Source organism: Acinetobacter sp. 1000160, assembly GCF_000588715.1.
In the GTDB taxonomy this organism is placed as follows: domain Bacteria; phylum Pseudomonadota; class Gammaproteobacteria; order Pseudomonadales; family Moraxellaceae; genus Acinetobacter; species Acinetobacter courvalinii.
On the sequence record NZ_JFWP02000010.1, the window covers coordinates 144,584 to 160,012 of the forward strand.

Below are 15,429 nucleotides of genomic sequence, written 5' to 3' on the forward strand. Positions count from 1 at the left end.
GCCTGCAGCAGGCTCTTTTTTTATTTCATATCAAACTTATTCTGCCTTCGGTTTATTTAGGCCTTGGGTCAAACCATTGATGTCGCCCCCTTGCAGGCCCAGTTCATTCATCAGGCTATCAATTAAGGGTGCTTGTGAACGGTAGCGTAGGGCACTATTCACCACCTGATCAGACAATGAGGTTGAACCGTTTTCAACCGCTTCACCGGAAGTTGCAGAAGCGCCAGCGAAGCCATTTAAACCATTGACTTGCAAGATCTTGATGTCATCAATATTTTCCATCGGTTTCACGCTTTCACGGATAATCTCTGGTAAATGCTTCAATAAGGCCAGACGCACCTGCATTTCAACCTGTTCAGCAGAAAGGGTGTTGGCTGCTTCATTGACTGCACGCGCACCTTCTGCATCGACTTGATATTGTTTCTCTAGGGCTTGAGCCAGCAACACTTTCGCATCTGCTTCACCTTTGGCTTTTAAGCGGATTTTCTCAGCATCCGCTTCTGCGGCAATACGTACGGCTTCTGCTTCATCGGCAGCGGCTTTTTTACCCGCATCCGCAGCAACGGTAATGGCAATCGCTTCTTTCTCGGCAGTTTGTTTCGCTGCAACCAGTTCAACCGCCTTTTGACGTTCAGCGCGTTGGGTTTCACGGACAGTGACAACTTCTTCTTCTGCTTTTACCGCTTCAGCACGGGCTTTATCCGCCAGCGCCTTAGCTTCTGATTCGGCACGGGATTTTTCAGCAATGGCAATGGCACGATCCTGTTCAGCCAGCTCAATGGTTTTCTTCTGTTCAACCTGCGCTTTCTGGATTAATTGCGCTTTTTGAATATTCTCGTTTTCGACATCACGTGCAGAAGCAATCCGTTTAATTTCCACTTCACGTTCCGCAGCAATACGTGCTTCTTCAGCTTCACGTTTTTTGCCTGCTTCCTGAGAGGCAATCTCAGCCAATTGTTCGGCCTTACGGATGGAAATTTCACGTTCCTGTTCTAGCTTGGCATATTCTTCTTCACGCGAAATACCAAGACGGGCACGTTCAGCTTCAAGATTTTTGGCACGGATCGCCAAGTCAGCATCTTGCTCAATGTCGTTACGCTTTTTACGACGATCTTCAATAGTTTCAGTCAGTTTGGTTAAACCTTCTGCATCGAAGGCATTTTGCGGATTAAAAAATTTAAAGCTGGTTTGATCGAGACCGGTTAAAGACACGGTTTCAAGTTCCAGACCATTCTTGGATAAATCTTCAGAGACCACTTGCTGAACTTTTTGCACAAAGTCGACACGCTTTTCATGCAACTCTTCCATTGCCATTTCAGCGGCCACCGCACGTAGTGAATCGACAAATTTACCTTCAACCAGATCCTTTAGCTCTGGTGGAGACATGGTTTTACGGCCTAAGGTTTGTGCCGCGGTTGCAATGGATTCTGCAATCGGTTTGACCCGAACATAAAATTCTGCCATGACATCGACACGCATACGGTCACGGGTAATCAATGCCTGATCCGCGGCACGTTTTACTTCTAAGCGTAAGGTGTTCATGTTGACCGGGATAATTTCATGTAAAACAGGAAGCACGATAGCGCCTCCATTTAAAATGACTTTTTCACCACCAAAACCGGTACGCACGAAAGAGACTTCTTTGCTGGAACGAGTATAAAGACGCGCGATGACAATACCAATAAAAATCAGTGCAGCAAAAATAACACCTGTAATAATTAGAATTTCAGTCAATGCTGAACTCAACATTTAAACACCCTCATGTAATAAATATAAAAACTAAACAACAATCGCTTGGAAGCCAATTTTGGTTCTTTGCGTTAAAATAACGTCCTGACCTTGATGGAAAACCATATCAAATTCGGGTTCAACCAAGACGTAATGCATCTGGCCAAACTGGTCTTTTACTTTGGCCTGAGCAGGGGAGTTTGGTCTGGCTTCCCCTAAAATAATGTGGGCGGTACGGCCAATCAGATCATCATGCCGAATGGCGGTGGTTTCATCTTTGGGAATAATCTTGGCAATCAGCGCCGCGCTATAACGTACCAGTGGCATTGCCAAAAAAAGGCAGGCAGGGGCAATGATCCATGCCGATACATATTGTTCTGTAAACTGGAAAAAAACATCCTGAATAATCAGACCTGTTAATGCATACAGGGTTAAGAAAATAATTAACCAGATCAGTAACGGGACCTTGCCCAGATAAAGCCATTCTAAAAGCTGGGTAAACAGATTTCCTGACTGTTCCAGTGAAACATCGGCATGGTCAATATCAGTCAGGCTATCGGGAAGAAACTGTTCCAGAAAACTGGAACTACCGCCAAATAATAGCAAGATGAATTCGAGTACACCGATAAATAGACATAGCATTAAGGCAATGCTAAAAATAAGATTAGAAGGATGTGTTAATAAATCCCAGATCATCAGCGTTTCTCTTATTTCTTTTAGAGATAATTAATAAATTTTTTATAAAAATAAAACAGTTATAAGAATAAAACTAATACAGTTGAATTTCAACTTAAATTGTTCAGATTATGACAGGCGAAAAAAAACGCAATGATTGGGGTTGTCATTGCGTTGAACAACGAATCTGTTTAAAACAGTTTCGGTTGAAAGGAGAAATGTCATGAGATTAGTGTTTGCTAATCTACAACGCAATCTTATTTAAAATCCCGACCAAGTTCATCGGTATTCATGTTAACAACTGTTAATACATGTTAATAAGTGACAAAAAGTGTTAGTTTTATATTTTATCGGGAAGTTCTAAAATCAAACTTAAATCAAATGCTTATATTAAAAAAAGCCCGAAATCGGGCTTTTTATGTGAATAAGAACATAAATTAGAATTTAAATAATCCTAAGCCGTCTTTGACTTCATCAAGCGTCTGTTGAGTGATAATCCGGCATTTTTCAGTGCCTTGTTTAAGCACATCCATAATGTAATCCGGATCTTTTTCTAACTCGGCACGACGTTCCCGGATTGGTGTAATCAGTTCTTTAAGTACACCTTCCAGACGTTTTTTCACTGTACCATCACCGAGACCACCACGACGATAATGCGCTTTTAATTCTTCCACTTCTTCTTTATTTGGATCAAAAGCATCTAAATAAGTGAATACGATGTTGCCTTCAACCTGACCTGGATCTTCAATCCGTAAGTGATTCGGATCGGTATACATGGCATTAACCGCTTTCTTGATGTCTTTGTCAGAAGCATTCAGCACAATGGTATTGCCTAATGATTTAGACATTTTTGCTTTACCGTCAAAACCAGGTAAACGTGCCATATTGGATAACAACGCTTTACATTCTGGTAACAGGTCATGACCGATTTGACGGTTAACACGACGAACCACTTCGTTGGTTTGCTCGATCATTGGAATCTGGTCTTCGCCGACAGGAACAACGGTGGCTTTAAATGCCGTGATGTCTGCTGCTTGCGCGATCGGGTAGCACAGGAAGCCCGCTGGAATATCACGCTCAAATCCACGCATCTGGATCTCGGATTTAATGGTCGGGTTACGCTCTAAACGTGCAACTGTCACGTAGTTGAGGTACAGCATGGTCAATTCGTTTAGCGCAGGTAAGCATGACTGTACACAAATTGTGGTTTTGCTCGGATCAATGCCGACTGCCAAATAATCTAGTGCCACTTGAAGAATGTTATTGCGAACTTTATCCGGGTTATCGGCATTGTCTGTCATGGCCTGAGCATCAGCCAATAACAGATGTTGATGATGACTGTCTTGTAGACCTACACGAGAACGTAATGAACCGACAAAGTGTCCAAGATGAAGTTGTCCAGTCGGACGGTCGCCTGTCAAAATGATTGGACGTTGATCAATATTACTCATGATATGTTCCAAGATTCAGTGATTTAATAAATATAAGATTGATATTATTGTACGGGAAATAATTTTTTTTCGTCAGCGATTGCTGAAACTTTTTCTGAAAAATAATATTGTGAATATATTGAGGGAATCTACAATAGCGACATAAATACAAATGAGGAATTAAAAATGGCGAGTGGTTTATTATTATTACTGGATGATATTGCGACGATTCTGGATGATGTTGCTGTAATGAGCAAAATGGCAGCCAAAAAAACTGCGGGTGTCTTGGGCGACGATCTGGCGCTGAATGCACAACAGGTCAGTGGCGTACGTGCAGATCGAGAGCTGCCTGTGGTGTGGAGTGTTGCAAAAGGATCATTTGTTAATAAGTTAATCCTCGTACCATTGGCATTGCTTATCAGTGTGGTTGCGCCCTGGCTGATTAATCCCTTGTTGATGATTGGTGGCTTGTTTCTCTGTTATGAAGGTGTGGAAAAAGTCGTTCATACCTTGCAGCATAAAAAAGCCAAAACCAAAGAAGAGGCGAGTGAAGATTTACAGCATGTCGAAGTTGATCTGGCCAAATTCGAAAAAGAAAAAGTCAAAGGGGCGATTCGTACCGACTTTATTTTATCGGCTGAAATTGTGGTGATTTCGTTAGGTACAGTTGCAACCGCACCATTTATGTCTAAAGTGACAGTATTAAGTATTATTGCAATTGTCATGACGGCCGGTGTCTACGGTCTGGTTGCAATGATCGTTAAAATTGACGATTTAGGTTTATTTTTAACCCAACAGGCTTCTGAATTTAAAAATAAAATAGGACGTGGTTTACTTGCTTTTGCTCCAGTTTTGATGAAAACACTGTCAATTGTTGGGACAATTGCCATGTTTTTAGTCGGTGGCGGTATTATTTCGCATACCATTCCTTTACTGCATCATTTTACCGAAGAAACCGTTGACCATTTAGAGCTGATTCCCAATGTGGGTTCAATCATTGGTGCATTGACGCCGACTTTGATCAATCTTGGAATTGGTCTGGTGGCGGGCGCAATTGTATTGCTTATTATCAGTCTGATTCAGAAAGTTTGGCCAAAGGCATCAACTTAAGCCTGAATCGTCATCATCAGAATTATGTGAGGTAGTTATGCGTTGGAAAGGTCGTCGAGTCAGTACCAATGTTGAAGACCGTCGTGGTGGTGGCGGTGCAAAAGCAGGTGGTATCAGTATATTGGGTCTGGTGGTGGCTTTTGTGGCCTGGAAGTTCTTTGGTGTCGATCCACAACAAGCCTATCAGGCCACGCAAGCCGTCACGGCACAATCGTCTCAACAAGGTAGTGCGCCACAAAGCCTAACCGCTGAGCAGAAAGAGGCCAGTGATTTTGTCGGTACGGTACTGGCAGATACAGAAGATACCTGGACGCCGATTTTCCAGCAATTGGGAATGACTTATAAGCCACCTCGTCTGGTGCTGTTTAGTGGTGTGGACAGATCAGGTTGCGGGACTGCGCAAGCCGCGATGGGACCGTTCTATTGTCCGGCAGATCAAAAGGTCTATATTGATACCTCTTTCTTTAAGGATATGCGTCAACAGATGGGCATCTCTGGTGAGCAGAACCAGACCGAGCTTTCCCGTCAGGATCAGGCCGGGGACTTTGCCCAAGCTTATGTAATCGCACATGAGGTGGGGCATCATATCCAGAATCTGTTAGGAATTTCAGATCAGGTACAGCAAGCACGTGCTCAGGCGAGCCAGGCACAGGGCAATCAACTCTCTGTACGTCTAGAATTACAGGCCGACTGTTTTGCCGGTATATGGGCGCATCAAAATCAGCAGCGCACCCAATTCCTTGAGCAAGGGGATATTGAAGAAGCGATGGATGCCGCTGAAAAAATTGGTGATGACTATCTGCAGCGTCGTGCCACAGGACAGGTTGTGCCTGATAGTTTTACTCATGGCACCAGTGAACAGCGTATGCAGTGGTTTCAGACCGGTTTGAAATCGGGTGATGTCAATCAATGTAATACTTTTAAGTGATCAGCCCCGGCGGTTTTTTGTCCTTGATTTTTATACGGAAGATATACGAAGCTTAAGCAGAATTAACGTAAAATAACATGTCTATGCTGAATTGAGGATGATAGGTTTATTACTGTACTGAATCATTTGTAAATAAAATTAAATAATTAGTGAGTCAAACTGCAGCATAGACCTTCATTCTTTATTCAATCATAAAAAACAATAGACTTTTGAATTGCACTTTATGGTGAGTTGTAAAGTTTAAATAAATTGTATGTGTCGAAGTTGAAATAAATAAAGAGGTCATATGGGTAATTTTTTTCTTTTACAAGCATTAACGGTAATTTTTGCATTATCCATTGCCACCACCATTTTTAATAAACGAATACTGGGTTTTCCTCAAGCGATTGGGGTTCCGATTGTTTCTGCGATTTTTGTCTTTATTTTACAGTGGGGCGCAAGCCTGTTAAATGGCAACCAGTTTATTACCATTAATATTCATAATATTGAAGCTGCTGTAAGAAATATTGATTTTTATGATTTTTTAATTAATGGTGTGATTTGTTTCATTTTAACCTCTTCAGCACTTAAGTTTAAAATTTCAGATTTAAAAAACTACTGGAAACCTATCGGTATTTTAGCCACTATTGCATTGGTGCTATGTGCAGGATTTTATGCAGGTTTATTGTATTTATTTCAATGGCTGGTTGGTTATCCGGTCCCGATTGGCGTTTTATTGTTATTAGGTGCAGCGCTTGGGGCGACAGATCCTATTGGTGTTAAAGGTGTACTCAGTTCAATTCGTGCGCCACACCATCTCATGGTAAAGCTGGAAGGTGAGTCTTTATTTAATGATGCCATGTGTATTGCCTTATTTATGACTTTATTAAAAGTGCTACAAGGTGAGCATTTTTCATTATTGGCAACCGTTGAAACCTTACTTTATGAAATCTTTGTCGCGGTGATTATTGGTTTTGGATTCGGTTTTGCAATCTTGCGTTTATTACGCGGTAAACACGAGATGGAGTCATTAATCTTAACCACAGCCTTGCTGGCCAGTGGTTCTTATCTGGTCGCATTATTTGCTCATGCATCAGCACCGATCGCTTGTGTCATTGGCGGTCTGATTGTCGGCAACAAATGGCAAGAGATTCGTGAACAGCGTGAAATACGTGAAGTGAATCACTTCTGGCATACGGTTGAAGGCATTATCAACTCCTTCTTATTTACCCTGATTGGTCTGGAGCTCTTTATTCTTGATCTGAGTGCTAACCTGATTATTGGCGGGATTATTGCGTTTATTATCCTGCATCTGTCCCGTTTTGCGGCCAACTTTGCTTCTTTTGCCTTATTTCCCTCTTTCCGTAAAAAAAGCTATAACGGCAGTTTAGCGATTCTATCCTGGGGAGGGGTACGTGGTGGTATTTCACTGGCCTTGATTCTGGCTGTGGCCAACATTCCTCAGCTTAGCCCATACAGCAGTATCCTGATTGGTTATACCTTTATCAGTGTGTTGCTGTCCGGGGTGGTATGTGGTCTTGGTTTGCCTGCGGTGATGAATGCGTTCTACTACAATCCAAATGAAGAGAAAGAAGGCTTAAAAGGCTTCTATCAACGCATGTGTAACAAGATGAACCGCCGTGGTTTTAAATATATTATTGGTGAGGATGCTTTAGGGCGAGAGACGATTACTATCTATAACCCTGAAATTTTACTGGATCAGAAAACCGAGGACGGGGTCGCCACCATGCATCACCCAAGTAAACGGGAAGAGGTCAAACGCTTGGAAAATCCTGATAATTTTTAATCGTATATTTTTTTCTTTTGTTAAAAAAAGCCTTTTTATAATGAAAAGGCTTTTTTGTTTTTAGTTAACAAAATCGTTAAATGGTGTGTTTAGTTTAATTAAAGTGTGGGAGCGGCTTTTATTTTAATTTAAATAATATATTTAAAAAGTTTGTTTAATTTAATTAAAATACTTTTTAGGAACTTATTATTTCTTTGTAAATTTATTTGTTTAAAAGTGTAAATTTTTTATTTTTTAAAGTAATTTTTATTTTTTTTGTTGTTGTAAAACATATATTTGTGTAAGTGTTATAATTTATTTCAATGTAAGTTTATTTTCTTTGTTTTGTGAGCTATTTAACATTTATTCGGTTTAATTTAAAGTAGTGTCGTGAACTCTATCACTTGAAAAAATAATTTTAACTTCAGTAATAACGTCATTAGAAATTGATTTGAAATTAATAATATATAATTGAGGAATATAATCATGTCTGAAATACAAATTATTTCCAAGGAAAGTCATAAAACCCTTGCAAATACGACGGAAAAAACAACGACTTTACCATCTGAGGCCACGGTGGTTCTGGTTAAGATCCCTGTCAACGATATCTCAACAGTAAAAAGAGATGGTTCTAATGCCGTTATTTTACTGAAAAACGGAGAAACAATTGTTATTCAAAACTTCTTTAATGAAGGGGCGAATCTGGATAACAGTCTGGTTTTTCAAGGCGAAGATGGTCAACTCATTTGGGCACGTTTTAAAGATGCCGAAAATGATGCGGATGCAGATAGTGACGCAGATGCAGATGCAGATGCAGACACGGAAGGGGCAGTATACTTAGAAGAAACGCCAGCGGTTGTGCCAGAGGCTGCTCCAGAGGTTCCTGTTTCAGATGTGGTCTATCAACCGATTCAGTCTGTAGAACCTTTGCTTTACCATGATGGTGGTATGAATCCATGGTTGTGGGCTGTGCCTTTAGTGGCTGGCGGTATTATTGCAGCCGCAAGTGGCGGCAGCGATGGTCATGGGCGCGATAATAATAATGGTAATAATCCAGACACTACACCGCCAGACACTGGCGCAGTTAAATTTAATGTAGATCCGGTGACTGCGGATAATGTCCTGAATGCGGCAGAATCAGCATCGACCGTCAAGGTGACTGGTACCTTAACCGGTATCCCTGCTGATGCAGCAAACACAGTGGTGACACTCGTCATTAATGGTAAGACTTATACGGCAACGGTAGATCCAGCAACCGGTAAATGGACTGCTGATGTGGCAGGGAGTGACTTACTGGCTGATAGTGACAAAACCATTGATGCAAAAGTGACTTTCACCGATGCCGCAGGCAATAGCAGTAACGTTACGGATACACAAACTTATAACGTAGATGTGACTGCACCAGCGGTACCAGAAATTGATCCAATTAATGGCAAAGATCCGATCACGGGGACAGCAGAACCTGGTTCAACCGTGACTGTGACCTTCCCTGATGGCAGTACCGTTCAGGTTCCTACTGATCCAACTACAGGTGAATGGACCGTACCCAACCCGGGCGGTTTAAAAGATGGCGATACGATTAAAGTTATTGCGACTGACCCGGCAGGTAACCCATCTGCACCGGGCTCAGAAACCGTGGTTATTGATAGCACACCACCAGATACAGATGGTGTTCAATTTAATGTAGATCCAGTGACCGCAGACAACGTTTTGAATGCGGCAGAATCCACTTCGACTGTGAAAATTACTGGCACTTTGACCGGTATCCCTGCTGATGCAGCAAGCACAGTCGTGACACTCGTCATTAATGGTAAGACTTATACGGCAACTGTAGATACTGCAACAGGAAAATGGACGGCAGATGTCGCAGGTAGTGACTTGTTGGCAGATAGCGATAAGACCATTGATGCAAAAGTGACGTTCACTGATGCTGCAGGCAATAGCAGTAACGTGACCGATACCCAGGTCTATACAGTGGATACCACAGCACCAGACAATACCGGTGCAACCCTTGCGATTGATGCGGTAACTGCAGACAACGTATTGAACGCAGCAGAGTCAACTTCGACTGTGAAGGTGACCGGTACTTTAACCGGTATTCCTGCAGATGCCGCCACCACAGTGGTGACTTTAGTTATCAATGGCGTGACCTATACTGCAACTGTAGATCCAGCAACAGGAAAATGGACGGCAGATGTGGCAGGTAGTGACTTGCTGGCAGATAGCGATAAGACCATTGATGCGAAAGCGACTTTCACTGATGCCGCAGGCAATAGCAGCAACGTTACGGATACACAAACTTATAACGTAGATGTGACTGCACCAGCGGTACCAGAAATTGACCCAATTAATGGTACCGATCCAATCAAAGGTACTGCAGAACCGGGTTCAACCGTGACTGTGACCTTCCCTGATGGATCAACAGTTGATGTTGAAACGGATCCAACTACAGGTGAATGGACCGTACCAAATCCGGGCGGTTTAAAAGATGGCGATACGATTAAAGTTATTGCGACTGACCCAGCAGGTAACCCATCTGCACCGGGCACAGAAACCGTGGCTATTGACGGTACACCACCGGATACAAGTTCAGTTCAATTTAATGTAGATCCAGTGACCGCAGACAACGTTTTGAATGCGGCAGAATCGACTTCGACTGTGAAGGTTACCGGTACTTTGACCGGTATCCCTGCAGATGCTGCGAGCACAGTAGTGACACTCGTCATTAATGGCGTGACCTATACAGCAACTGTGGATGCAGCGACGGGTAACTGGACTGCTGATGTGGCAGGTAGTGACTTACTGGCAGATAGCGATAAGATCATTGATGCAAAAGTGACTTTCACTGATGCCGCAGGCAATAGCAGCAATGTTACGGATACACAAACTTATAACGTGGATGTGACTGCACCAGCTGTACCAGAGATTGACCCAATCAATGGTACCGATCCAATCACCGGTACTGCAGAGCCGGGTTCAACCGTGACGGTGACCTTCCCGGATGGCAGCACTGTCCAAGTTCCTACTGATCCAACCACAGGTGAATGGACCGTACCAAATCCGGGCGGTTTAAAAGATGGCGATACGATTAAAGTTATTGCGACTGACCCAGCAGGTAACCCATCTGCACCGGGCACAGAAACTGTAGACCTTACTCCACCGATTACGGGTAACGTTGAATTTAGCGTTGATCCGGTCACAGCAGATAATGTCCTCAATGCAGCAGAGTCAACGTCGACTGTCACAATTACAGGTAAATTAACAGGTGTGCCAGCAGATGCTGCGAGCACTGTTGTGACGCTTGTGATTAATGGTGTGACCTATACAGCAACTGTGGATGCGGCGACGGGTAACTGGACGGCAGATGTTGCAGGTAGTGACTTACTGGCGGATAGCGACAAAACCATTGATGCAAAAGTGACTTTCACTGATGCCGCAGGCAATAGCAGCAACGTTACGGATACACAAACTTATAACGTGGATGTGACTGCACCAGCTGTACCGGAGATTGACCCTGTCAATGGTACCGATCCAATCACCGGTACTGCAGAGCCGGGTTCAACCGTGACGGTGACCTTCCCGGATGGCAGCACTGTCCAAGTTCCTACCGATCCAACCACAGGTGAATGGACCGTACCAAATCCGGGCGGTTTGAAAGATGGCGATACTGTTACAGCGATTGCCACCGACCCTGCAGGTAACCCGTCAGCACCGGGTACAGAAACTGTAGATACAACTCCACCAAACAACAGCACCACCACGATTACCATTGACCCGATTGCGGGTGATAATGTTGTTGATTCAACAGAGGCAGGTGCCAGTCAAGTCATCAGCGGTAAAGTCACAGGCGAGTATCGTGTTGGTGATGTAGTTACTGTCAATGTGAATGGTATCAACATTACAACAACTGTTCAGACGGGTGGCTTATGGAGTATCACGGTTGACGGTGGGCAACTGGTTCTTGATGCAGATAAAACCATTAATGTGACTATTCAGGCAACAGATGCTGCTGGTAATGTGGGTAGTGTAACGGCTGATGCGACCTACACGGTCGATATCACCACGCCTGTTGTGGTGATTAATCCAATTGCGGGTGATAACGTTCTGAATGCAGCAGAAGCTGGCGTCAATCAAACCATTAGTGGTTCAGTGGTTGGCAGCTTTACTGTTGGAGATAAAGTCACTGTCAATGTCAATGGTACAGATTACACCACTACTTTAGATAACAACGGTAACTGGAGTATTGAGGTTGCTGGCGCTGAGCTAACCACAGATGCGGATAAAACCATTAATGTGACTGTAGATGTAACTGGCGTTGGTTCTGTTACTGCAGATCATACTTATACGGTTGATACAACAGCCCCTGACAACAGTACAACGACGATTACAATTAATCCGGTTGCGGGTGACAATATTCTGGATTCAACAGAAGCAGGCACAGATCAAACGATTAGTGGTAGCGTAACAGGCGAATATAAAGTTGGTGACGTCGTTATTGTCAACGTTAATGGCGTGGATATCACGACAACGGTTCAGACGGGTGGTGTATGGAGTATTACAGTTGACGGTGGTCAATTGGCGCTTGATACAGACAAAACCATTAATGTAACTATTCAGGCAACAGATGCCGCAGGTAACGTAGGTACTGTTACTGCAGACATTACTTATACCGTGGATATCACCACACCAGTGGTAGTGATTAACCCGATTGCTGGGGATAACATTGTTAACGCAGCAGAAGCGGGTGTCGACCAAACTATTAGTGGTTCAGTAGTTGGCAGCTTTACTGTTGGAGATAAAGTCACTGTCAATGTGAATGGCACAGATTACACGACTACCTTGCAAACAGGTGGTACATGGAGCGTCACTGTTCCAGGTAGCGATCTGACTGCAGATACAGACAGTAAAATCAATGTAACGGTTGAAGTTACAGGTGTTGGGCCAATCAATGCTGATCAAAGCTATACAGTAGATACGAATGCACCAGATACGACAGGTTCGGTATTAAGCATTAATGACGTAACTGCCGATAATGTATTGAATACTGCAGAATCAGCGGGCACTGTGACCATCACAGGTACTTTAACGAATATTCCAGCAGATGCCGCAAGCACGGTTGTTACGCTTGTAATTAATGGCGTGACTTATACTGCAACTGTAGATGCAGCGACAGGTAACTGGACAGCAGATGTTGCAGGTAGTGACCTGTTGGCCGATGGCGATAAAACCATTGATGCTACAGCCACCTTCACTGATGCGGCCGGTAACAGTAGTACTGTCACTGATACGCAAGTGTATACAGTGGATACCACAGCACCAGACAATACAGGTGCAACTCTTGCAATTGATGATGTGACTGCAGACAACGTCCTCAACGCAGCTGAATCAGCTGGCACCGTGACAGTAACAGGTACCTTAACCGGTATCCCAGCAGATGCAGCAAGCACAGTGGTGACTTTAGTTATCAATGGTGTGACTTACACTGCAACTGTAGATGCAGCGACAGGTAACTGGACAGCGGATGTGGCAGGTAGTGACTTGCTAGCAGATGGCGATAAAACCATTGATGCCACAGCCACCTTCACTGATGCAGCAGGTAACAGCAGCACAGTCATCGATACTCAAGTTTATACAGTGGATACCACTGCACCAGACAATACAGGTGCAACCCTTGCGATTGATGCGGTGACTGCGGACAACGTCCTCAACGCAGCAGAATCAGCGGGCACAGTAACAGTAACAGGTACCTTAACTGGTATCCCGGCAGATGCAGCAAGCACAGTGGTGACTTTAGTTATCAATGGTGTGACTTACACTGCAACTGTAGATGCAGCAACTGGTAACTGGACAGCTGATGTGGCAGGTAGTGACCTGTTGGCCGATGGTGATAAAACCATTGATGCCACAGCGACCTTCACCGATGCAGCAGGTAACAGCAGCACAGTGACTGACACGCAAGTCTATACAGTCGATACCACTGGTCCGGACAACAGCACGACGACGATTACCATTAATCCGATTGCAGGCGATGGCATTGTAGATTCAGGCGAAGCCGCAACCAATCAAACCATCAGCGGTACGGTCACCGGTGAATACACAGTGGGTGACGTGGTTACGGTCAACGTCAATGGCGTAGACATCACCACCACAGTACAAACCGGTGGCTTATGGAGCGTGACCGTTGATGGCGGACAGTTAGTGCTTGATGCAGACAGCACCATCAATGTCAGCATTACGGCAACAGATGCCGCAGGCAACACCGGTACTGTGACAGCAGATGCCAGCTACACCGTGGATATCACCACACCAGTGGTGGTGATCAACCCGATTGCAGGCGATAACACCGTTAACGCAGCAGAAGCGGGTGTGGACCAAACGGTCAGTGGTGCGGTTGTAGGCGACTTCACTGCAGGTGATGCAGTGACGGTTGTGGTCAACGGCAACAATTACAACACCACGGTACAGGCGGATGGTACATGGAGCGTGACCGTTCCAGGTAGCGAGTTGACTGCAGATGCAGACAGCACCATTGAAGTGACCGTGAATGTAACAGGTACAGGTCCGGTCAGTGCAGATCACAGCTATGTTGTGGATACCACTGCACCAGATACCACTGGTAGCACACTGACTGTTGCGCCAGTAACAGCAGACAACGTTATTAACGCAGCAGAATCAGCTGGCACAGTGACAGTGACAGGTACCTTAACCGGTATCCCTGCAGATGCAGCTACCACAGTGGTGACTTTAGTTATCAATGGCGTGACTTACACTGCAACTGTAGATGCAGCAACAGGTAACTGGACAGCCGATGTAGCAGGTAGTGACCTGTTGGCCGATGGCGATAAAACCATCGATGCTACAGCGACCTTCACTGATGCAGCAGGTAACAGCAGCACAATCACTGATACCCAAAGCTTCACTGTTGACGTGACTGCACCGAATGCCCCAGAGATTGATCCGGTCAATGGTACCGATCCAATCACCGGTACGGCAGAACCAGGTTCAACTGTGACTGTGACCTTCCCGGATGGCAGCACCGTTGATGTGGTGACTGATCCAGTAACAGGCGAATGGACTGTACCAAACCCGGGCGGTCTGGTGGATGGTGATACCATCACTGCGATTGCCACCGACCCTGCAGGCAACCCGTCTGTACCAGGTACAGAAACCGTCGATGCGACCCCACCAAATCCAGCGGGTGCAACCCTTGCGATTGATGCGGTAACTGCGGACAACGTCCTCAACGCAGCAGAATCAGCGGGCACAGTAACAGTGACAGGTACCTTAACCGGTATCCCTGCAGATGCAGCTACCACAGTGGTGACTTTAGTTATCAATGGCGTGACTTACACTGCAACTGTAGATGCAGCAACAGGTAACTGGACAGCCGATGTCGCAGGTAGCGACCTGTTGGCCGATGGCGATAAAACCATTGATGCCACAGCGACCTTCACCGATGCAGCAGGTAACAGCAGCAGCGTGACTGACACCCAAGTCTATAACGTGGATGTCACTGCACCGAATCAACAGCACGACGACGATTACCATTAACCCGATTGCAGGCGATGGCATTGTAGATTCAGGCGAAGCCGCAACCAATCAAACCATCAGCGGTACGGTCACCGGTGAATACACCGTGGGTGACGTGGTTACGGTCAACGTCAATGGCGTAGACATCACCACCACGGTACAAACCGGTGGCTTATGGAGTGTGACCGTTGATGGCGGACAGTTAGTGCTTGATGCAGACAGCACCATCAATGTCAGCATTACGGCAACAGATGCCGCAGGCA

General features: G+C 44.8%; 7 protein-coding genes and 2 pseudogenes. 6 read left to right on the forward strand and 3 right to left on the reverse strand.

Annotation, left to right across the window (positions count from 1 at the left end):
* Positions 1–36: 36 nt before the first annotated feature.
* The 3 genes from J699_RS02100 to trpS form a co-directional block, all read right to left on the reverse strand.
* Entirely contained in the window at positions 37–1,749 is a 1,713-nt protein-coding gene (locus J699_RS02100) for a flotillin family protein (protein ID WP_032869804.1), read from the reverse strand.
* 30 nt (positions 1,750–1,779) lie between these two features.
* Complete coding sequence (locus J699_RS02095) at positions 1,780–2,424, reverse strand: YqiJ family protein (RefSeq protein WP_032869803.1); 645 nt, start codon at positions 2,422–2,424, stop codon at positions 1,780–1,782.
* Positions 2,425–2,840: 416 nt separating this feature from the next.
* Positions 2,841–3,854: a tryptophan--tRNA ligase gene (gene trpS, locus J699_RS02090; protein ID WP_005227112.1), complete on the reverse strand. Its 1,014-nt coding sequence runs from the start codon at positions 3,852–3,854 to the stop codon at positions 2,841–2,843.
* Positions 3,855–4,019: 165 nt separating this feature from the next.
* Here trpS and J699_RS02085 point away from each other — a divergent pair, with 165 nt between their 5' ends.
* The 6 genes and pseudogenes from J699_RS02085 to J699_RS02070 all read left to right on the forward strand — a co-directional run.
* A complete protein-coding gene (locus J699_RS02085; RefSeq protein WP_032869802.1) occupies positions 4,020–4,943 on the forward strand; it encodes a DUF808 domain-containing protein in 924 nt (307 codons plus the stop codon).
* 37 nt (positions 4,944–4,980) lie between these two features.
* Positions 4,981–5,871 carry a neutral zinc metallopeptidase gene (locus J699_RS02080; RefSeq protein WP_032869801.1) on the forward strand — a complete coding sequence of 297 codons (891 nt, stop codon included), beginning with the start codon at positions 4,981–4,983 and terminating at the stop codon, positions 5,869–5,871.
* A gap of 286 nt (positions 5,872–6,157) precedes the next feature.
* Positions 6,158–7,657: a cation:proton antiporter gene (locus J699_RS02075; RefSeq protein WP_005288466.1), complete on the forward strand. Its 1,500-nt coding sequence runs from the start codon at positions 6,158–6,160 to the stop codon at positions 7,655–7,657.
* A 465-nt stretch (positions 7,658–8,122) separates the two neighbouring features.
* A pseudogene (locus J699_RS19285) lies at positions 8,123–13,888 on the forward strand (Ig-like domain-containing protein); the annotation flags it as partial.
* 39 nt (positions 13,889–13,927) lie between these two features.
* Positions 13,928–15,160, forward strand: a pseudogene (locus J699_RS19955) (Ig-like domain-containing protein); the annotation flags it as partial.
* On the forward strand, positions 15,144–15,429 hold a 286-nt coding region (locus J699_RS02070; protein ID WP_032882972.1), incomplete at its 3' end, for an Ig-like domain-containing protein. The pseudogene J699_RS19955 and the gene J699_RS02070, both read left to right, overlap by 17 nt.

Bases quoted from the DNA above. Each gene is read 5' to 3' on its own strand.
- trpS (WP_005227112.1), bottom strand. From the start codon at position 3,854: ATGAGTAATATTGATCAACGTCCAATCATTTTGACAGGCGACCGTCCG.
- J699_RS02100 (WP_032869804.1), bottom strand. From the start codon at position 1,749: ATGTTGAGTTCAGCATTGACTGAAATTCTAATTATTACAGGTGTTATT.
- J699_RS02085 (WP_032869802.1), top strand. From the start codon at position 4,020: ATGGCGAGTGGTTTATTATTATTACTGGATGATATTGCGACGATTCTG.
- J699_RS02075 (WP_005288466.1), top strand. From the start codon at position 6,158: ATGGGTAATTTTTTTCTTTTACAAGCATTAACGGTAATTTTTGCATTA.
- J699_RS02080 (WP_032869801.1), top strand. From the start codon at position 4,981: ATGCGTTGGAAAGGTCGTCGAGTCAGTACCAATGTTGAAGACCGTCGT.
- J699_RS02095 (WP_032869803.1), bottom strand. From the start codon at position 2,424: ATGATCTGGGATTTATTAACACATCCTTCTAATCTTATTTTTAGCATT.